The 21,608-nt window shown below is 46.6% G+C and carries 17 protein-coding genes; 8 read left to right on the top strand and 9 right to left on the bottom strand.

What is annotated here, in order from left to right; all coding sequences use genetic code 11:
* Nucleotides 1-8: 8 nt before the first annotated feature.
* Nucleotides 9-965: a magnesium/cobalt transporter CorA gene (corA, locus tag HGP28_RS02960; RefSeq protein WP_168834948.1), complete on the bottom strand. Its 957-nt coding sequence runs from the start codon at nt 963-965 to the stop codon at nt 9-11.
* A gap of 948 nt (nt 966-1,913) precedes the next feature.
* Between corA and HGP28_RS02955 the strand changes: the two genes are divergently transcribed.
* The 4 genes from HGP28_RS02955 (at nt 1,914) to HGP28_RS02940 (ending at nt 7,979) form a co-directional block, all read left to right on the top strand.
* Entirely contained in the window at nt 1,914-2,885 is a 972-nt protein-coding gene (locus HGP28_RS02955; RefSeq protein ID WP_168834947.1) for a TAXI family TRAP transporter solute-binding subunit, read from the top strand.
* A 356-nt stretch (nt 2,886-3,241) separates the two neighbouring features.
* Nucleotides 3,242-5,827: a TRAP transporter permease gene (locus HGP28_RS02950; RefSeq protein WP_168834946.1), complete on the top strand. Its 2,586-nt coding sequence runs from the start codon at nt 3,242-3,244 to the stop codon at nt 5,825-5,827.
* A gap of 360 nt (nt 5,828-6,187) precedes the next feature.
* Entirely contained in the window at nt 6,188-6,997 is an 810-nt protein-coding gene (locus tag HGP28_RS02945) for a toll/interleukin-1 receptor domain-containing protein (protein ID WP_168834945.1), read from the top strand.
* A gap of 532 nt (nt 6,998-7,529) precedes the next feature.
* Nucleotides 7,530-7,979: an MAPEG family protein gene (locus tag HGP28_RS02940; RefSeq protein ID WP_343033785.1), complete on the top strand. Its 450-nt coding sequence runs from the start codon at nt 7,530-7,532 to the stop codon at nt 7,977-7,979.
* A 59-nt stretch (nt 7,980-8,038) separates the two neighbouring features.
* On the opposite strand, the gene HGP28_RS02935 is transcribed toward HGP28_RS02940, so the two are convergent.
* The 7 genes from HGP28_RS02935 to malK form a co-directional block, all read right to left on the bottom strand.
* Nucleotides 8,039-8,347 (bottom strand): hypothetical protein, encoded by a 309-nt coding sequence (locus tag HGP28_RS02935; protein WP_168834944.1) that lies wholly within the window; start codon nt 8,345-8,347, stop codon nt 8,039-8,041.
* A gap of 298 nt (nt 8,348-8,645) precedes the next feature.
* On the bottom strand, nt 8,646-9,662 hold the full coding sequence (locus tag HGP28_RS02930) for an acyltransferase (RefSeq protein ID WP_168834943.1): 1,017 nt from the start codon (nt 9,660-9,662) through the stop codon (nt 8,646-8,648).
* 231 nt (nt 9,663-9,893) lie between these two features.
* A complete protein-coding gene (sstT, locus tag HGP28_RS02925) occupies nt 9,894-11,111 on the bottom strand; it encodes a serine/threonine transporter SstT (protein ID WP_168834942.1) in 1,218 nt (405 codons plus the stop codon).
* A 659-nt stretch (nt 11,112-11,770) separates the two neighbouring features.
* The gene (locus HGP28_RS02920; RefSeq protein ID WP_168834941.1) at nt 11,771-12,211 is read right to left on the bottom strand and encodes a copper chaperone PCu(A)C; all 441 of its coding nucleotides are present in this window, start codon (nt 12,209-12,211) and stop codon (nt 11,771-11,773) included.
* A gap of 9 nt (nt 12,212-12,220) precedes the next feature.
* Nucleotides 12,221-12,829 carry an SCO family protein gene (locus HGP28_RS02915; protein WP_168834940.1) on the bottom strand — a complete coding sequence of 203 codons (609 nt, stop codon included), beginning with the start codon at nt 12,827-12,829 and terminating at the stop codon, nt 12,221-12,223.
* A 91-nt stretch (nt 12,830-12,920) separates the two neighbouring features.
* Nucleotides 12,921-13,346: a hypothetical protein gene (locus HGP28_RS02910; RefSeq protein WP_168834939.1), complete on the bottom strand. Its 426-nt coding sequence runs from the start codon at nt 13,344-13,346 to the stop codon at nt 12,921-12,923.
* Between the two features lie 219 nt (nt 13,347-13,565).
* Complete coding sequence (gene malK, locus HGP28_RS02905) at nt 13,566-14,675, bottom strand: maltose/maltodextrin ABC transporter ATP-binding protein MalK (protein ID WP_168834938.1); 1,110 nt, start codon at nt 14,673-14,675, stop codon at nt 13,566-13,568.
* A gap of 493 nt (nt 14,676-15,168) precedes the next feature.
* Between malK and malE the strand changes: the two genes are divergently transcribed.
* From malE to malZ, 4 genes are all read left to right on the top strand, one after another.
* A complete protein-coding gene (malE, locus tag HGP28_RS02900) occupies nt 15,169-16,350 on the top strand; it encodes a maltose/maltodextrin ABC transporter substrate-binding protein MalE (RefSeq protein ID WP_168834937.1) in 1,182 nt (393 codons plus the stop codon).
* Nucleotides 16,351-16,454: 104 nt separating this feature from the next.
* Entirely contained in the window at nt 16,455-18,029 is a 1,575-nt protein-coding gene (gene malF / locus HGP28_RS02895) for a maltose ABC transporter permease MalF (RefSeq protein WP_168834936.1), read from the top strand.
* 12 nt (nt 18,030-18,041) lie between these two features.
* A complete protein-coding gene (gene malG / locus HGP28_RS02890) occupies nt 18,042-18,932 on the top strand; it encodes a maltose ABC transporter permease MalG (protein WP_168834935.1) in 891 nt (296 codons plus the stop codon).
* Between the two features lie 113 nt (nt 18,933-19,045).
* Complete coding sequence (gene malZ / locus HGP28_RS02885; protein WP_168834934.1) at nt 19,046-20,920, top strand: maltodextrin glucosidase; 1,875 nt, start codon at nt 19,046-19,048, stop codon at nt 20,918-20,920.
* 221 nt (nt 20,921-21,141) lie between these two features.
* Here malZ and HGP28_RS02880 read toward each other — a convergent pair whose 3' ends face one another.
* On the bottom strand, nt 21,142-21,555 hold the full coding sequence (locus HGP28_RS02880) for a PACE efflux transporter (protein WP_168834933.1): 414 nt from the start codon (nt 21,553-21,555) through the stop codon (nt 21,142-21,144).
* Nucleotides 21,556-21,608 lie beyond the last annotated feature (53 nt).

Here is a 21,608-nt window from a genome sequence, read left to right as displayed (position 1 = left end):
TTTCCTTATTAAAGCCAACCTTTACGTTTGAAATACAGATAGGGCGCAAAACCAGAAGCGAGCATCAATAGCAGCGCCGCAGGGTAACCCCAGCTCCAATCCAGCGAGGGCATAAACTTGAAATTCATCCCAAAGATACTGGCAATCACTGTTGGCGGTAGAAACACCACGGCAGCGATGGAGAAAATTTTGATGATTTGATTTTGCTGTATGCTAATGAAACCTTGGGTGGAATCCATCAAAAAATTTATCTTATCGAACAAAAAGGTGGTGTGAGACATCAAGGACTCCACATCGCGCGCCACATCTTGAATGCGCTCTTTGTGGCTCTCACGGGATTTTAAATTGCGCAGTAAAAAGGAGAGCGCTCGCTGAGTATCCATTAAGCAGAGCCGAACTTTCCCATTGCTGTCTTCAAGAGCAGCGAGTTGGTTGATGCACTCTTCAAGATCCGCATCTTGCTCTTCAAGCACTTGATGGCTGATTTTTTCTAGCGCTCGATGAATGTCTTCAAGCATATCGGCGTGGTTTTCTATCTTCTGCTCTAAAATGGTGATGATCAGACTTTCCACATTTTGGCAGCGTATTTGTTGCCGCCGAGCGCGAAAGCGCAGCAAGCGAAAATCGGCAATATCTTCGTCGCGAATGGTGACTAGTCGCTGGTGTTGCAAAATACACGCTACCGAGGTATTGAGATAACGCCCATCACTGCGCTGAAGAAACAGAGAGTGAACATGAACGCCGCTTTTGTCGACGAAAAATCGCGCCGAGGTTTCTATCTCTTCTACCGCTTCGGTTTCTGGCAGTTCGATCTGCAATAGCTCGCTGATTGCTTGGCGTTCATCATCTGTTGGGTCGAGCGCATCAATCCATACTGCCTGTTTGGCCAGTTGAACGCGGTCTCGAGATTCATCGTGAGCCATCTCAAGTAGCAAGCCCGCTTCAATGGTGAAAAACCTCAGCATAATAAGCTCTCCTTTTACCTGATGCGCGCTTATTAGCGATATACCCGTCCTACTTGAAGTTGCAGCGCTTTTCTTCAAAAAATTAAAGGGCTGGCTCTCACAAACACCATCACATAGTTCGTCTATGTTCACGAAGTGCTCTGAGGCTTTGCTCGTTTGCCACCTAGCTGCAACTCCAAGTTGTTTGGGTATAAGTGTGGAGTTGAACCTGAATAATTGCCAGTATCAACCGGGCGATATGTTGATTATTTGTTTCAGGGTGGCTTTTTATAGATTGAAATTATTATTTATTTTTCGTTTTTATTTCTATTTGGAATATTGGCGAAAGACCGGTTTTGTGAAGGTAGCCTAATTATTGAACAATGTGATGAATGTCATTTTGTTAAATAATATGATGCAATAAAAGTTAATTAATAGCGTTGTGATATAGTGCAATAAAATGACATCCAATTAACTTATGAATTCATTTTATCTCAATGATGAAATTCGAGAAAAAGGCATATTGATTTTCTTAAAATGATGAGTAAATCAATTATCGAAATATTGATATTAATGTCTGCCTCACCCCCTTTATTGGTGGTTTTTTCTCGTTAATTGCTATTTGGTTGGTTTTATTGACTGCTATTTCGTGATCTGTGCGAGATTTAGCACCATTGCTCAATTTTTATCTAATTCTTGTTTTTTGAGAAAAGGCGATTAATTGACTCGTCCTAATAGGCAATGTTCTGATAAATTCTTTTAGGTCGGGTTTCTTGAATTCATTGGCAAATGCGAATATTTTGATGGCCCGATATTAACTGAATGATGTTTTTATGTTGATTTATTGAGGGTGTTTTTCGAGCGAAGTGCTCGAGTGAACAATTCATCACCAATAAACATAATAATTTGGCTATAAATCGAGTTATTAATTAAGAGCAGAAATCAATAACACGTAGAAGGAAAGGGAAGATGAAAGGATTATCTGTTGCAGCTGCACTGACTGTCGCATTGACAGGATTCTCATACGGTGAGAGTGCGCACGCTAGCGAGCAGTTTGTCACCATAGGTACCGGTGGCCAAACTGGTGTCTACTATGTGGCAGGACAGTCGATTTGTCGTTTTGTAAACCGCGGCAACGATAGCCACAGCATCAAATGTAATGCCCCAGCCAGTGGTGGCGGTGTGGCTAACGTGAACGGCTTGCGTAGTGGTGAATACAACTTCGGTATCATGCAGTCGGATCACCAATACAAAGCCATGAACGGGGTTTCTCCATTCCAAAACGCGGAGCCTATGAGTGACATTCGCGCTGTATTCTCTTTGCAAAGTGAAGTGTTCACCATTTTGGCGCGCAAAGATGCCAACATCTCTGATTTTGAAGCGTTGAAAGGCAAGCGTGTCAATATCGGCAACCCAGGCTCTGGTCAGCGCGACACGTTTGAGCAAATCATGGCGGCGAAGCAGTGGAACAACGATGTATTCAGCTTGGTTTCCGATCTTAAGCCTGCAGAACAAGCGTCTGCGATGAGCGACAACAACATCGATGCGATGAGCTACTTCGTTGGTCACCCAAATGGTGCGATTCAAGAAGCGTCTACTACAACGGATGCGGTTTTGGTTCCTGTCACTGGTCCTGAAATTGACAAGTTGCTGGCTGAGAAAACCTACTTCACCAAAGCGATCATTCCTGGTGGCATGTACCGCGGCAACCCGAACGATACCGTTTCGATTGGTGGCAAAGCCGTGCTTTCAACCACAGCGCAAACCGATCCTGAGTTGGTTTACCAATTGGTTAAATCCGTTTTTGATAACCTAGATCGTTTCAAGCGCCTTCACCCTGCATTTAAAGATCTGAAAGAAGAAGAGATGATCAAAGTTGGTTTGACCGCTCAACTTCATGACGGTGCGGTGCGTTACTACAAAGAACGCGGCTGGATGTAAACACACCAGCGGTGCACAGGAGCTCTAAATGGCTTGCAGTAGAGCTCCTTTCTTATTTTTTCCACTGTTTTCGCTGCCAATTATGGCTTGCTCAAGCCCGCTTGGGAGCAAAACGGTGGCATGATACCTAAGCATCTTGAAAGAAAAGCATCTTGAGCGTAGAGCATCTTAACTAATGCGACTTGGACACAGGCCGCTTAGTCGACAGGTTGCTTTGGTATTTCTCATTAATCCACCCTTTGGCTGTCGTAATTGGCCGATTTTATTTGCTTCAAATTTGAAGCCGCAAACACATTGAGCATTAAGTTTCGCCATTTTTGCGCGCATAAACTTATCGAATAAGAGAGAGATTCCTCATGGACAAAGCGATGACGCAGACAGATGCGCCTTCAGCGGAAGAGATGATTGCCCAAGACGTGGGCGCGCGACTTCCCGGTGGCGTGATGGAAAAATCCATCGCCGGTTTAGCCCTACTCTGGTCGCTATTTCAATTATGGATTGCCTCCCCATTGCCCTTTATTATTGGGTTTGGGGTAATGAATGATACTGAAACTCGTGCGATTCACTTAGGTTTTGCCCTTTTGCTCGCGTTTTTGGTGTTTCCGGCGTTTAAACGCTCGCCTCGCGACCATGTTCCAGTGACCGATATTGCGTTTGGTTTGATTGCCTGCGCCGCGTCTTTATACCTGTTTGTGCTTTATGAAGCCTTAGCTCAGCGCCCCGGCAGTTTAACCACAGGCGATTTTGTGACCGCCATGATTGGTTTGCCCTTGCTGCTTGAAGCCGCGCGTCGCGTGCTTGGCCCAGCTTTGCCAGTGATTGCGCTGGTTTTCATTGTTTATAGCCTTGCTGGTCCATACATGCCTGGGCTGCTCTCACACCGTGGCGTGCAGCTCGATGCGCTAGCCAACCATCAGTGGATCACCACCGAAGGTGTGTTTGGTATTGCGCTTGGCGTTTCAACCAGCTTTGTCTTTTTGTTCGTTCTATTTGGCGCGCTGCTCGAACGAGCGGGGGCTGGCCATTACTTCATTCAACTGGCATTTTCGATGTTAGGGCATTTGCGTGGCGGCCCAGCAAAAGCGGCGGTTGTGGCATCAGGCCTGACCGGACTCATCTCTGGCTCCTCGATTGCTAACGTTGTGACCACTGGCACCTTTACCATCCCAATGATGCGCAAAGTGGGCTTTTCTGCGGAAAAAGCGGGCGCGGTGGAAGTCGCCTCTTCGGTTAATGGTCAGATCATGCCGCCAGTTATGGGCGCAGCCGCGTTTTTGATGGTGGAATACGTTGGTATTCCGTACGTTGAAATCATTAAACACGCATTTTTACCTGCGGCCATTTCCTATATTGCGCTGCTGTATATTGTTCATTTAGAAGCGCTCAAATTGGGCATGCAGCCACTTGAAACGGCGCGGGCCAAACCTTGGTTGGCGCGATTAACCGGTTTTGCGTTTGGCGCGGCGTTGGTCAGTGGTTTATCGCTGGCCGTTTACTGGGGCCTTGGCTGGTTAAAACCGCTGCTGGGGGACTTTGTGCTGCCGGGTATGGCGATACTGCTTGCACTAACCTACCTTGGCTTGCTGAAAGTGGCTGCGTCAAATGAGCCTTTACCCGAAGAAGACCCTAACGCGCCGCTAGAGAGCCTACCTAATACGCGCGCAGTGTTACTTTCTGGTTTGCATTATTTGCTACCAGTTGTGGTGTTGGTGTGGTGTTTGATGGTGGAGCGTTTATCACCTGGACTTTCGGCGTTCTGGGGCTCGGTGATTTTGATTGTCATCGTATTGACTCAGCGCCCATTGCTCACGTGGATGCGTGGCGACGATTCGCACCATCACGGCACATTTAAAGATGGCGTGGTGGACTTGCGTGAAGGCTTAATTGCTGGTGCGCGTAACATGATTGGTATCGGCATCGCAACGGCCACCGCTGGTGTTATTGTAGGCGCGGTATCGCAAACGGGTGTCGGTCTGGTTTTGGCCGATTTGGTTGAAATGCTTTCAATGGGCAATTTGCTGCTCATGCTGATGCTCACTGCGCTGCTTAGCTTGATTTTGGGCATGGGCTTGCCAACTACCGCAAACTACATTGTCGTATCAAGCCTTCTTGCGCCAGTGATTGTGACGCTAGGCCAGCAGCACGGCCTGATTGTGCCTTTGATTGCGGTGCACCTATTTGTGTTTTACTTCGGCATTATGGCAGACGTGACTCCGCCTGTTGGTTTGGCGTCGTTTGCGGCCGCTGCGGTATCAAAAGGCGACCCAATCAAAACCGGTTTGACTGCGTTTTACTACAGCTTGCGCACGGCAGCGCTGCCTTTCTTGTTTATCTTCAATACCGATTTATTGCTGATAGATGTGGATTGGGCGCACGGCATTGCCATTTTTGTTGTGTCGACCATTGCTATGCTGATTTTTGCTGCCGCAACACAAGGTTGGTTCTTAACCCGTAACCGTTGGTATGAAACCGTGCTGTTGCTATTAGTGGCCTTTACTCTGTTCCGTCCAGGCTTTTGGATTGACCAAGTGGTGGACCCATACCAATCGTCTAACCCTGCCGAGCTTGCGCAAACGTTAGAACCACTAGAAGAAGGCGGTGTGCTGCGCATGCGAATTGCCGGAGAAGATGCGGTCGGTAAATGGCGTGAATTTTCGGTTCTGCTTGAAGTGCCTGAGGGCGAAACGGGCCAAGATAAGCTTGATGCGCTGGGCATTATGACCTACGAGCAAGATGGCAAAACATTAATTGATATGGTGACGTTTGCCAGCCCAGCAGAAGCGGCAGGTTTAACGTTTGATCAGCAAATTGTGGATATACGCATCCCGGTTGAACGCTACCGTAAAGAGTGGATGTGGATCCCAGCCGCCATGCTGTTTGTGCTAGTCATAGCGCTGCAACGTCGCCGAGTGCGCTCGCAGTTGCAAACCGCAATCGCATAGCGAAAATAAATTAAGAGGCCGCCCAGTAATACTGCGCGGCCTTTTTTTATATAAATAAATGAGCAGATGAAGGTTTGCAAGCGCCAGCCAACAACGCTGCAACTTCAAGTAGAATTCAGGTCTTTGATTAAACTCAGTAAAAATATAAGTAATTATTGATATGGTATGTGTTCATAAATGATCTGTTTAACACAATGCTTACTGTTCTCAGTATAGAACAGGATGATTTGCACTTACACTGTGACGTAAGGCAATGAATAAAAGAGATATTTTTTCGTATAATGTGTAAAAATATTACAGGGATGACGGTGTGTTAAATAGATGTCTGCTTGATACGCTGCTAGGCATCAGGAGATTTGCATGAAACATCCAAAGTTTAAAGGTGTTGGCACATTAGATGCTGAAATCAAAAAATGCGAAAAAAATTTGTTGAACAAAGAAATCGAGTTCAACTGGATTGTTCAGAAGCTAAAGTCTGCAGACCCGTCACTAGATAATATCAATAAGCTTAGACAGCAGCTTCGAGCTAAAGAGAAACAAGTGATAAAGGCTCGAAAACAAGTAAAGGCAAAAAAGGATCAAAAGTCTCGTAAGGTTAATGAGAAACAGAGAACCAAGCTTGGTGGTCAAGCTAAGAAAAAAGAACGATTGGCTTTAAATCGAGCGATTAATGAAGAAATGAATAATCAGGAGAATATTTTGTCCCAGCTAAAAAACATAGCAATTGAGTTTCCCTCTGATATAGAAGAATCAAAGTCAGGGACAGAGTTATTCATTTCCCACGCTTCGGAAGATAAAGCCGATTTTGTTAAACCACTAGCTGACGAGTTAATAAAGTTGGGTGTATCAGTGTGGTATGACGAATATACATTGCGTATTGGAGACAGCTTGCGCCGTTCAATTGACCAAGGTCTTGCTGAATCAAAGTATGGTCTAATTATCTTGTCTAAAGCATTTTTTGAGAAAAACTGGACTCAGTACGAGCTGAATGGATTAGTAGTAAGAGAAATGGAAGGAGATAAGGTCATATTACCTATCTGGCATAACATTACCAAAGACGAGATTATGAGACTAAGCCCATCGTTAGTCGATAAGGTAGCATTAAACTCAGCTATGTTCACGATTAGAGAAATAGCTGGGAAAGTGGCTGATGCTGTGAAAAATGCGTAACAAATGAGGATCAAGCGTTGCGCAGCCAGCGTTAAATTCCGAGTGTTGAACAAACCCGAAGCTTCTTTATAAGTAAATTGTGCAGTGGGTTTGGTGGTCGTGACGCCTTGAGACTTTTCTCAAGGCAAGCGCCAGTGTGCTAAGGTGTCGAGTGATTTTTTGTCAATAGGTTAACCATATTCGTATCGTTTTTTTGTCGCTTTACTCTCCCACATTAGTTTGATGCCATTCTCCTTATTCTGTTTGCCTTTCGGCTATCTCGGTCGGGTGATGCCTATACACGCCATTTCATTCTGGCAACATCAGTACATGCGTACCGTTTGGTTGCAACCATCAGAGATCTCAGTCGCTTTTTGGAATGTCAGCGCATTGATTCTGGGGTGTTTTCTGTAGAATTTGAATAACACGCATCGTAAGGGTTCCCTAATAAATCTATTTAATTAGGTGCACTTTCGTTTGAGAAAAGGGATGGAATTCATTAGCTCTGAGTGAGCAATGCGCACCGGCTCATTATTTATATAGAAATCATGAGGTGGGCCGTAATCTACAGATAATAATGAATATTGGAGTTTATCGAATGGAGTTGGTTACTCAATATAGCACAAGTGTTTTGGTGCTTGGTTTATCAGGAATATTATTTTTTATTCAGCTGTTAGTGGCTGATGTTACGGGCATAAAGCAGGGACACACGCTGGGTATTTCAGTTAATGCTGGGCATGAGAGCTTTTTATTTCGCTCTAGTCGCGCTTTTGCAAATAGCAATGAAACGGTCGGTATTTTCGTGTTATTTATGCTGTTCGCGATTTTTTCGTCAGCGAATCAATTTTGGGTAAACGGCTTATCACTAATGTATTTGGTTGGTCGCATTGGACACATGATTTTTTATTACGCTAATTTTCAATTGATGCGTAGTGTATCGTTTGTGATAAGTGCAATTGGGCTAGCAGGCATATTTGTATCAGGTCTAGTACGTTGGTTGTGAGCATCAAAAAGCCCCATATGCCTCTTTGGTGAATCTTTGACTGCAGCCGTCATGGCATCTTAGATACAAACCATATTTCTTATCCGCAGGTGGACATCCGAAAGGTCTGCAAGCTGGCCACTCGCTATAATATCGAGCGGTTTTCTTCCATCAAAATATGGCCCTGAATTTTTGGTTGTCATATAACCATTTCGCTTCGTTTCATCACGTAAAAGCAACTGTAAGCAGTCACTAATCGAGAACAACAAGTTGATTCGCGTTTGAAGCTCATTGTCATCGGTTATATTGCCGAGGATGGAGTCTATCTGATGAGAGCTCGCGCCCCATGCAGTCAATAATTCACTGGCTTGTTGCTTGGATTTAGACATGAAATACCCCTTTCCATAACCGCATGATTTATAGCCTTTCCACTTGAAGTTGCAGCGTTGGTGGCTGACTCACCCCTTATCACATAGTTTACTTATGCTCAGAGGCTTTGCTCGTTTGCTGCCTACCTGCAACTCCAAGTTGATTGAGTATAGATTGGCGGTAAATGGCAGTTTTATCAATTTATTATTCGAAAATGAGTGCGAATACGCGCCAGCTAAAGGTTTATTATGAACCAGCCAGTTGTGCAACACTGATTTGCTATAGGCTGAGGCTCGCTGCACTTTGCTAGCTGATCTCCTAGGGCAGTAGCCAACGAGTGAAACGGCTTTGCGCCACGATATAGCTTGCTGCGAGTGCCAAACTGCCGCTGATGAACACCCAAAGAGGGATCATGAGCGCGACTGGCCCGCGATACCATTCAAAGGCGTGCATTGGCCATAGAAAGAGCGGGTGCAGCAGATAAACACCTAAGCTGTAACGGCTGATAAAGCTCACACATTTTTTGAAGCCATTATTGAGATGGTCGGCGTAATATCGGCAGACGATAAACACCATACTTGCGGCCAGTACGGTATTGAGTGTTTTGTATGAAAACCAGCGCCCAACCACATAGCGCGCTTCACTCAGGCTGTTTTGAATGACCATATAACTACTCAGCGCCATAGCGGCAATGCCAATAAAAATAACGGCTCGCGTTAGCATCGGGTTGAGTGGCCATTTTTGATAGAGAACGTACCCAAGTGGCAGTAGTCCCATATAGAGCCAGAACTGGTGACTCCAAAGCCCATCCAATCGTAATAAAAACAGTAAGGTGGAGAGCAGCCAAACACCAATGAGTGCGTATATTACGTTGTTGTCATTATGGCGTACTAACCATTGCCATAGCGGGATCACCGCGTATAAGGGAATAAAGTAGTAGAAAAACCCTAAGTGGTAGTAAGTGGCGTGTTGCCAGCTTTCGGCGAGTTTTTCCTCGACCACATTGCCATTGAATCCCTGAGCGTTCCAGCCTGATAGATACGCGTAAAAAAGTGACCAGATAAGAAAGGGGATCAGGACTTTGCCAAGTCGCCGCGAAAGGTAGTATTTGAGATCAAACGGCCGCGTATCACTGAGCATTAGCGCCCCGGTTATCATAATAAACACGGGTACTGCCCAGCGACTAAAACCATTTAACGTGATTGCTGTGGCCCAATCGTCAAAGGGAATGACCCCTAACTCATGCCGATAGGGGGCTAATGCGTGAATAACCAGTACGGCAAGTGCCGCCACGCAGCGTAGAAGATCAAAGAAAAAAATATGCTGTTTGTTCATTGGATTTTCCTGCGCGCGAAATGAGACCCTGCATATTAACTTAAGTTGTAGGGGCGTTGTCAGCGCAGAGCAAATCTGAGTGTCGTGTGTTTTGGTCGGAGCTTGGTTTTAGGCAGAGCTTGGTTTGATGGGGAGCAAAGCAAAGAGGGCATAATGACAAAAGCCTCTTTACCTTATTATCGGGATAAAGAGGCTTGGTTTTCAGATTCTCTACTCGAAGTAGAAAAGAGTTTATTTCTGTTTCATCTGTTCAGCTTGGCACGCTGCTGCCGTGAAGACGACGTCGGTTGAGCTGTTTAACGCCGTTTCAGCAGAGTCTTGAATCACACCGATGATGAAGCCAACCGCAACCACTTGCATCGCGATGTCGTTTGAAATGCCAAACAAGCCACACGCTAGTGGGATCAGCAGCAGTGAACCACCAGCCACGCCAGAAGCGCCACACGCAGAGACAGACGCAACAATGCTGAGAAGCAGCGCCGTCATCAAGTCAATTTCAATGCCCATGGTGTGCACTGCTGCAAGCGTTAACGTGGTGATAGTGATTGCCGCGCCTGCCATGTTAATCGTCGCGCCCAGTGGGATAGACACAGAGTAAGTGTCTTCGTCGAGTTTCAGCTTTTCACACAAAGCGATGTTAACTGGAATATTGGCCGCGCTTGAGCGAGTAAAGAACGCGGTTACGCCGCTTTCACGCAAGCATTGGAAAATCAATGGGTAAGGGTTTTGGCGTGTTTTGAAAAAGACCATCGCAGGGTTGATGATTAGCGCAATGATTGCCATCGCACCAAGCAAAACTGCAAGTAGGTGTGCATAGCCGACTAACGCCGCAAACCCTGTGCTGGCAAACGTGGCAGCAACAAGACCAAAAATACCCAATGGCGCAAGACGAATGATAAAGCGCACGATATGCGACACGCTTTGGCTTAGGTCGTCAAATACCGCTTTGGTGGTGTCAGAAGCGTGGTGTAGCGCTAAACCAAGGCCAATACCCCATGCCAAAATACCGATATAGTTGCCGTTCATCAGAGCATGAACTGGGTTATCAACTAATTGGAATAGCAAGGTTTTGATCACTTCCGTGATGCCTTGTGGCGGGTTTGTGCCTGATGCGCCAGTCACCAAAATGAGTTCGGTTGGGAACAAGAAGCTCAGTGTTACCGCGGTAAGCGCCGCAAAAAAGGTACCCGCGAGATAAAGTGAAATAATAGGGCGCATGTGGGTGTGTTGGTTTTTCTTTTGGTTAGCGATGGACGCTGCAACCAAAATGAACACCAAAATCGGTGCGATGGCTTTTAAGGCGCCAACAAATAGAGAGCCAAGCATGCCAGCACTTTCTGCGCTTGAAGGTGAAAGAGAAGCTAAAAGGACACCGGCGACGATACCGACGACAATTTGCAGCACTAGGTTACCTTGAGTAACACGGGCTACGAGAGAGTTGGTTTGCATACCACTTTTCCTGCATAACGGTCGAATTATTATCAGGATTTAGGCGAAGAATCCGCGAAGAAAAAGAGTGAGTGCTTTCCGAACACAACGATGCAATTCTGCCTATTGCGGCGCTATGTTGGTATCACACGGTGCGGTCCTTGCTTAGTTCATTCACAACCGTTCTATACCCTTTCCACTTGAAGTTGCAGCGCTTTTCTTTGAAAAACTAAGGGGCTGGCTCTCACAAACCTCATCACATAGTTCGTCTATGTTCACGAAGTGCTCAGAGGTTTTGCTCGTTTGCCACCTACCTGCAACTCCAAGTTGTTTGGGTATATTACTATGAACAGTTGTGGGTGAACCCATCCCGATGTAAATACGAATAAACGATGTTAACCCATGACTTAACGCTGTGATTTTCTCTAACGGAAAAAGCACGTGGCTTGTTAATATTCAGCGCAAAGCGAGGGTGGTTAATGAGCATAATGATGCTCGAACCCTCACTAATTAACTTAAAGTCTTAAAATTAGTGAGGGTATATCGCTATATTAGCTTCGGAAAAATTTGTGTCTAGTTTTTGTTTTGTGCCAAGCTCAACACTTTGCAATAGTTAATAAAAATGGTGATTTGTGTGGCATTTTGCCGACATTCAATCACCATTTAACTCGTATAGACGATTAGCCGTGTTTCATGCCATGCATGACTTTTTTCACTGGCGCACGAAACGTTTGGGTCTTGCCTGACTTGAATGTAATCGTGACCTCAATGGTTTGCCCTGTCGCAAGTGGCGAGACAAGATCAAACAGCATAATATGAAAGCCCCCTGGTTTTAGGATCAATGCACCATGTGCAGGGACAGTAAATTTGTCCACTTGACGCATTTTCATCACATCACCTTCCATTTCCACCGTATGAAGCTCGACATGCCCTGCCGCAGGGGTGGTGGCGCGAATAATTTCTACGGTTTTATCGCTTGGGTTATCAATGACCCCAAAGACTGCACTGGTGATAGCGCCTGGCGCCATCGCACGCGCATAGGCGTCATTAATGGTGAGCGTATTGGCGTAAAGCGTGGGCGCAAAACAGACGACAAAGAGTAGGGTGATGAGTGATTTCATGATCGTTCCTTATTCATGATTGGCGCTGGTGAGGACTTGGTCTACAGCAGCAATAATGGGTGCGGGGTTGAGCGTATGAGGCACTTTGGTGAGTAAACTGCCATCTGGTCGCACAAAATAGAAGTAAGAGTTGTGGTCAACGGTGTAGTCCAATTTTGAGTCATTGAGCTCCGTTTTGCGGAAAATGACGCCATAGCGTTCAGCTAAAGGGGTGGTGATGTTAAGAGGGGCGGATAGTCCTTCGATACTTTGATGAAAGTATTGCGCGTAGGTGGCTGCGGTTTTTGCATCATCGCGTTCTGGATCAATAGAGATGAAAATCGGACGCAATTGCTCTCGTTTGTCATCAGATAGCTGGTTAAGCGCGCCGGCGAGCATGGCTAAAGAGGTTGGGCAAACGTCGGGGCAGCGAGTAAACCCAAAATAGAGCACACGAATGCGGGGATCGATTGGGTCAAAAAGGGCGACGGGCGTTTCACTTGCGCCAAAGAGTACGACAGGTTCATTACTCATATTTGAGGTCGAAGCAGGTTGAGACGCGTCAGTTGGCCATAATGCTTTGACGCCAAAGCCAAGCAAAAAAGCCAAAATAAGAACAAACATCCATTGTCGAGTCATAGTGTTTCCTTTTTGCTAGTTTTTGAGCTCATTGTTTTTGGCAGTGAGAAGCTCTTTTGATAATAGGATCAACATCGCAGGCAGATGATGGTTATTGCATGTTTAGTGACGCATAGATGGTTTTCTCACCATCATTAATGGTACCAAGCCAGGTCATTGCGCCAGTTTGGCAAATGGGCAACAGCAGCTCACCTTGATATTGACCATCAGCCACTTTAGTGAGTTTGTATCTGGGCTCGCCCATCTCCATTTCATAGCCTTTTAACGTTACGGCTAGCGTCTGCGCGGCGCTGTTTGGCCATGTTACGGTTAATTGAATCGGCGTCATGGCGGTGATGGCGTCGCTATCAAGGCGCAGTGAGACACCATTTTGGGTGCATGGAATGGCTGACAAGGCGCAGTAATCGTTTAATGAAACTTGGGGCGCGCGGCTCAGCTCGCTCTGCAACGCGACTCCACCAACAACCGCAAGCAGCAGGCTGAAAAGTTTGAGTCCTGAGGTGAGAGTACGGGTCATTAATCGGCTCGATAGATTGTTGTGACTGCATTGTAACAGAATCACAACAAGAGCAAATTGCGAGGTGGTCACAAAGTGATATACCCAAGTGGCTTCAAGACGTTTGGGTATAGTGAAAAGCGAAAAAGAAAAAACCCACCATGCACGGTGGGTAAACAAAAACGCTGTTTAAAGTGGAGAACAAACCAGTGCTAAATTAGCGCTGCGATTAGGGAACTGTTATGCGCCGACCTCTTTATATAGGCGTTGACATGCTTCGCCATTGCTGTGGAATAGGTGGCAACGATGCGCTGGAATACCAACAGTGAAGGTATCGCCAGCTTCAACTTCAAGCGTGTCTGGACGGCGGTAAATGAAATCTGCGTCAAGGTTTGGCATTTTGAGATAAACTTGCGTCTCATAACCCAATTTTTCAACCACTTGTACGTGACCTTCAATGGTCGCATCGCCGCTTTCTTGGCCAACCAAATGCTCTGGGCGAATACCAAGTGACATACGGCTTCCGGCTTCAACGGTTTGACCAGAGACTGGAATCCACATGGTTTGACCGTTGGCTAGTTGAACCAATACGCGGTCAGATTCAGCCGCTTCAATGTGAACGCTCATGAAGTTCATCTTCGGTGAGCCGATAAAACCGGCAACGAAGCGATTTTTTGGATAGTGGTACAGTTCAAGTGGCTTACCAACTTGAGATACATAACCGCCATCCAGCACAACGATTTTTTGTGCCATTGTCATCGCTTCGACTTGGTCATGGGTAACATAAATCATAGTGCTGCCAAGTTGCTTGTGCAGTTTGGCAATCTCAATACGCATCTGAACACGAAGCGCCGCATCAAGGTTTGATAGAGGCTCATCGAGCAAGAACACTTTTGGTTGTGACACCAAAGTACGACCGATAGCAACGCGCTGACGCTGTCCACCCGATAGGGCTTTAGGACGACGCTCTAGCAGGTGACCAAGCTGAAGAATGTTCGCGGCGTTTTCTACGCGGCGCTTGATTTCAGCGTTGTCTGCTTTAGCCAGCTTCAAACCAAATGACATGTTGTCATAAAGGTTAAGGTGTGGGTACAGCGCGTAAGATTGGAATACCATACCAACGCCACGTTGCGATGGTGGGATCTCATTCATGCGCTCGCCACCGATATACAGATCGCCAGAAGTAATGTCTTCCAAACCGGCGATACAGCGTAGGAGCGTGGATTTACCACAACCTGATGGGCCGACAAAAACCACGAATTCGCCTTCAGCGATATCCAAATCGACATTTTTGGAAATCAGATTATCTCCGTAGGCTTTGCAAACGTTGCGTAAAGTGACGCTGGCCATTGCGATATTCCTTCTGTTTCTTGTGTTGCTTTGCTCACATCCGCGATTACTGCGGTTCGAGCGTAATTGGAAAGGGCATAGCCCCTGCGTTTAAATGTATTCTCACTGCATTGAACTGGTGCCACATCCTCCTTTTAACAAGGATTAGTGGGGGATGAAGGGGGATGAGTGCCTTCATCACATTTTTTAGCTCAGCAGGATGAAGGGGAATTTTATCGGGTTTACCATGTGCTTCGCATCACATGGTTTGACCATATTGTGAATTCGATCACGTATGGGGGTGGATACAGATCATGTTTTTTACCATCAGCCCCGGGGGCGTAGTAGAAGGGAGGAATACTTTCTTTTCTAACTACGGGAAGATAGTAAGCGTTGAAGGTAACTCCGGTTGACAGACGTTAGCCAGAACCATCCAACAGGTCAAAAGAGAGTCGCTAAGAACACCATTTTGGCCTTTAGGGTAACAATGATAAAAAATAGAAAGGATGAAAAGATGAAAAACGTTGTATCACGTGTAGCGCTTTGTACCCTTGCTGCGCTTGCTTCTGCTAATGTGGCTGCTGCGATTCAAGAAGGCCAATTGACCATTTGGATTAATGGTGACAAAGGTTATAACGGTCTAGCTGAACTCGGCAAAAAATTTGAAGAAGAAATGGGCGTTCCAGTGACTGTTGCATTCCCTGACGACCTATCTAACAAATTCCCTCAAACTGCAGCAGCTGGTGACGGCCCAGATATCGTATTTTGGGCGCACGACCGTTTCGGTGGCTACGCACAAGCGGGTCTTCTAGCGGAAGTTAAGCCTTCTCAAGAACTTCAAGACAAGATGATCGACTTCGTTTGGGACGCAATGCGTTACGACGGCAAGTTTGTTGGTTACCCAGTAGCGGTTGAATCTTTGTCTCTTATCTATAACAAAGACTTGATCCCTAACCCACCAAAAACATGGGAAGAAATTGAAGCACTAGACAAGCAGCTTCAAAAAGACGGCAAACGCGCCATGATGTGGAACCTAGGCGAACCGTACTTCACATGGCCTCTATTGGCGTCTGACGGTGGTTACGCATTCAAATTTGACGGCGGTAAATACGACGCGAAAGATGTTGGTGTTGCGAACGAAGGCGCAAAACGCGCGATGACATTCCTTCGCTCTTTGGTTGATAAGAAAGTGATCTCGCCAGACATGGACTACGCGGTTGCTGAATCTGAGTTCAACAAAGGCAACCTAGCAATGACCATCAATGGTCCTTGGGCTTGGAGCAACATCGAGAAGTCTGGTCTGAACTACGGCGTAGCTGAGCTACCAACGTTCAACGGCAACCCTTCAAAACCATTCGTGGGTATTTTGACTGCGGGTATCAGCACTGCGTCACCAAACCAAGATCTTGCGGTTGAGTTCATCGAGAACTACCTATTGACCGACGAAGGTCTAGAGATGATTGACAACGACAAGCCACTTGGCGCAGTTGCTCTGAAATCATTCCAAGACCGTTTGGCGAAAGATTCACGTATCGCGGCAACAATGGCGAACGCACAAAACGGCGAAATCATGCCTAACATCGCTAACATGTCTGCATTCTGGTATGCAGAAGGTGCAGCGATTCGTAATGTTGTAGATGGCCGCCAAACTGTGGAAGAAGCGCTAGCAACAGCAGAGAAACAAATGCTTAAGTAAGCATTAAGAACTGTGTAGTAATAAGCGGGGAAGTTCGCTTCCCCGCCTTCCCCTTCCGCCATCTGCCGTTCCAATTTTGTTATTTAGTAGTTTAAGGAGCTGGTATGCAGCCAGTGCAAGACGCAGGTTTCTTAGAGCCTCAAGCAAAGACCACCAAGGTGAAGCATCACTCATACTTGAAATGGTCCATTCTCTCATTGATCACCGCGATCAACGGATACGCCACCATCTTGATGTACGCTCAAGGTGAAACCGCATTCGCTTTGTTGACTGTCGTACTAACGGCGCTCGCCGTGGGGATTTTTGGTAGTAATAAAACCTACGCTCATCGTTATATCTATCCTGGTATTGCAGGGATGATCATTTTCATCATCTTCCCGCTGCTTTATACCGTCGGCTTGGCTTTTACTAACTACAGCGCAAATAACCAATTGACGCTAGAACGTGCTCAGCAAGTGTTGCTTGACCGCACGTATCAGTCGGGGAAATCGTACGCATTTGATATTTATGAACACAACGGCTTAGCCCAAGTTGTGATCAATGATGATGGCCGTATGATGGCAAGTGAGCCGTTTTCATTTGGCAACATGCCAACAGAAACGCTCGATATTAACGAAAGCAATTCACTACAGGGCGAAAAAGCCCCGATTAAAGTGATTGCGCAAAATCGCCATGCGTTACGCACTCTATTACTAGAGACGCCTAATGGCGAAGAAATTCGCATGAGTAGCTTGCGTAAATTTGCGGCAGAAGGCCCGCAATACACAATGCAAGCGGATGGCGAAACGTTATTTAATAATCAACAAGGCGTCACTTATAAGCCAAATTACACCACAGGCTACTATCAACCTGTTGATGAGCAAGGTGAGTTTGTTGGTAAAGCGGTATCACCTGGTTTCGTGGTCGATGTGGGTTGGAAAAACTTCACCCGCGTTCTGGTTGACGATGGTATCAAAGAGCCGTTTGTTGAAATCTTTATTTGGACAATTGTCTTTGCATTCCTAGCTGTGGCTCTGACATTGGCGGTGGGTTTGGTACTAGCGTGTATCGTTCAGTGGGAACCGTTAAAAGGCAGTGGCATTTACCGCGTATTGTTGATTCTTCCTTACGCTGTACCGTCCTTTATCTCGATTTTGATCTTCAAAGGTTTGTTTAACCAAAGCTTTGGTGAGATCAACATGATGCTTGAAGCGATGTTTGGCATTAGTCCAAGCTGGTTCTCAGATCCGCTGATGGCACGAATGATGGTGGTTATCGTTAACACCTGGCTTGGCTTCCCATACATGATGATTCTTTGCATGGGCTTGCTCAAATCCATTCCTGACGATTTATACGAAGCCTCCGCGATTGACGGCGCAGGCCCGGTGCATAACTTCTTCAAGATCACGTTACCGATGATGATGAAGCCAATGGCACCCCTACTAATTGCAAGTTTTGCCTTTAACTTCAACAACTTTGTAATGATTCAGCTTCTAACAACAGGTGGTCCAAACATGGTAGATACTTCGGTACCTGCAGGTTATACCGACCTACTTGTGAGCTATACCTATCGTATCGCCTTTGAGGGCGGCGGCGGTCAAGACTTTGGTCTTGCAGGTGCTATCGCAACAATGATCTTCTTGATGGTGGGCGGTATGGCACTATTGAACCTCAGATTTACCAAGTTGGAACAAGATTAAGGAGCCTCTCTTATGGCAATGGTACAAGCTAAATCACTGAAATATCGTGTATGGGCGGCGCACGCGGGTTTGTGGATTTTCCTCGCGATGATCTTATTCCCTCTGCTAATGATTATTGCAATCTCACTCCGCGAAGGTAACTTTGCGGGTGGGGAAATCATTCCAACCAATCCAACGCTTGATCACTGGCGCTTGGCGTTGGGTATCGCAGTGGATAATGGTGACGGCACAGTAACGCCACCACCGTTCCCAGTACTGCTATGGCTTTGGAACACGGTTAAAATTGCGGGCATCACATCGATCATTATCGTAGCGATGTCGACGACCAGTGCTTACGCTTTCGCTCGTATGCGTTTTCGTGGCAAGAGCACCATTTTGAAGGGCATGATGATTTTCCAAATGTTCCCAGCGGTGCTGTCATTGGTTGCTCTTTATGCGTTGTTTGACCGTTTAGGTCAGTACATTCCGTTCTTAGGTTTGAATACACACGGCGGTCTTATCTTTGCTTACATCGGTGGTATCGCGATGCACGTATGGACCATTAAAGGCTACTTTGAAACCATCGACCGCTCTCTCGAAGAAGCGGCTGCGTTGGACGGCGCAACACCATGGCAAGCGTTCCGTTTGGTTCTACTGCCTCTGTCAGTGCCAATTCTCGCGGTTGTATTCATTCTGTCATTTATCGCAGCAGTTACAGAAGTGCCGGTTGCATCGCTACTTCTTACTGATGTTGAAAGCTACACCTTGGCGGTGGGCATGCAACAATACCTCTACCCACAAAACTACCTATGGGGTGATTTTGCGGCCGCAGCGGTACTCTCTGCACTCCCCATCACTATTGTGTTCCTTGCAGCCCAGCGCTTCCTTGTGGGTGGCTTAACTGCAGGTGGTGTTAAAGGCTAACGCTGACAGCACGCATTGTAATTCGTTGTTTTCCTGTCTTAGGAATCCCTCCGGTAGCCCCGCTACCGGATTTTTTTTATCTAAAATATAAGATTTGAACTTGAGGGAAATGTATGGCGACCCCTTTTTTGTATCATGGACAAGACGTGCACTGGGTAGTGACACGTGATGAGACGCTTGAATTGACGCTGGTGAGTCAGAGTAATGCGACGCCGCGTCAGATCTATGTGCGCTGTGAGCCGGATAATGAGCAGCGGTTGATCCCCATGGAAGCGGGTAAACAAACGGCGTATTTACGCTATTGGCACGCCACCATTCCATTAAATCGCGATAAAGCCACGACCGTTTACTGTTTTAAATGGGTCACCGAGACCGAGCAGTTTTGGTTGTCTGGGGTGGGGATTTCTCATCGCATGCCTGGACTTGAGCAACAGTTTCGCTATAACGCTCAAGCGCAGCCGCCGCAGTGGGTACAATCCCAAGTGTTTTATCAGATTTTCCCTGACCGTTTTGCGAACGGCAATCCAAGCATCAGTGTCAAAAGTGATGAATACTGTTTGAATGGGCGCGAGATGCCAACGGTTGCTAAAACGTGGGGCGCGCCAGTCTCTACGCACAACGGTACTGGCGCAAGTGAGTTTTATGGTGGTGATCTTCAAGGCATTACGAATAAGTTGGATTACTTGCAAGCGCTGGGCGTGACGACCTTGTATTTAAATCCCATTTTTACCTCACCCAGCAACCATAAATACGATACTACCGATTATTTTACCGTAGACCCTCATTTGGGCACCAATGCCGAGTTTGCGCAATTAAGCCGCGACGTTCACCAGCGCGGAATGAAGATCGTGCTGGATGCGGTGTTTAACCATACATCGCACAATCACCCGTGGTTTGACCGATTCTCACAGCGTGAGGACGGGCTTGGCGCGTGGCACAATAGCGACTCGCCGTATCGCGATTATTATCAATTTCTGGGTCAGCCGACAGGTGGCCGGGAGCAAGGTAATGACAATTACATCGGTTGGAATGGCATCGATACTCTGCCTAAATTAAATTTCTTAAACTCCGAAGTTCGAGATTATTTCTACGCCGGTGATCAGAACGTGATTGCGCATTGGCTTGGTAAGCCTTACGACATTGATGGTTGGCGCTTTGATGTGATTCACATGCTGGGCGAGGGAGAAGGAGCTGCCAATAACGCTCACTATGTTAAGGCCTTTCGCGCCGCTGCTAAGGCGGCAAATCCGGAAAGCTATGTTTTGGGCGAACATTTTTTTGAGGCGACTCAGTGGCTGCAAGGCGATCAAGAAGATGGCGCGATGAATTACTATGGTTTTGCTCATCCGCTTAGAGCGTTTCTTGCTGGGCTGGACATTGCTTTTGATCCGATAGCCTTGGATGCGAGCGAATTTGCCGCATGGCTTAATGAGGCGACGGCAAAAGTGCCATGGCGCAATCAGTTGGCCCAGCTTAACCAGTTAGACAGTCACGATACAATGCGTTTTTTGACTATGGTCAATGGCGATGAAGCGCGGCTTAAAATGGCGTTAACCTTTTTGTTCGCTTGGGTTGGCGTGCCTTGTTTGTACTATGGCACCGAAGTGGCGTTAGAAGGTGGTCATGATCCCGATAATCGTCGCTGCTTTCCGTGGGAGCGCCTTGCAACGCGCAAAGATATGATTGAATTGGTTCAAACGCTGGCCCATTTGCGAACTCATAGTGTGGCATTGCAGCAAGGTAGTGTGCAGTGGTTGCATCATCAAGGGGATGTTTTAGCTTTTGCTCGTACTTATGGCGAGCAAAGTTATCTGTGTGTGCTTAATCGAAGCTTCGAGGCTCAAACAGTGACTCTGCCGCTTTGGCAATTGACGGTACCAGTTCAGAGCGCGAAGGGGATTTTGTCTCATGAGCAGTGGTGTTGCCGTGATGGTGAAATGACGCTGAGTATCCCAGCGCAGCACTGCGAGATATTTTTGCTCAGTTAACCCCTTGCTACTTGATGCTAAAGCGTTATTGACGGGCTCTCACAAACCTCATCACATCGTTTCTCTATGTTGACGACGTGCTCTGAGGTTTTGCTCGTTTGTTACCTGCCTGCATCTTGGGTATAGAGCCTTCTAAATCAGCGTGCGGCCTCTTTGAGCCGCACGAAATGCCTCATTTTCGTTGTTTACGCACGTTCTCGATACGGTGTGTGTTTGTTAAATCATTTTGATGGTACAAATCGCTGACGCACGATGTCGTAGACCCAGTTATAAATGATCGCGTAGGTAAAGAAGAACGCGACAAACCCCATATCCATTATCAGCACATGGAAAAAGCCAAAACCAGTCATCCACATGATCACCGGAAAAGATAACGCGATCATGCCCAATTCAAATCCAATGCCGTGGAGCAAGCGGATGCGTTTGGTTCGTTTAAGCCGATCACCAGGATGCCAGCGATCAAATAATAGGTTGTACGCATAGTTCCAAACCATAGCAATCAGTGACAAGGTGATCGCGAGACCGCTCATAGAGAGAGGGTCTTTACCTGTGATAATCATCGCTGCGATGGTCAAAATGGCCAGTGCAATCACTTCAAATAGCACCATGTGAAAAATACGTTCTTTGCGAGTCATTTCTGCGCTCCTTAATTTGCTTATGAGAAATTCTATCAGTTATTATGATGCTC

This window comes from Vibrio agarilyticus (assembly GCF_012641465.1).
GTDB lineage: Bacteria > Pseudomonadota > Gammaproteobacteria > Enterobacterales > Vibrionaceae > Vibrio > Vibrio agarilyticus.
This window is presented reverse-complemented; position numbering and strand designations above follow the sequence as displayed.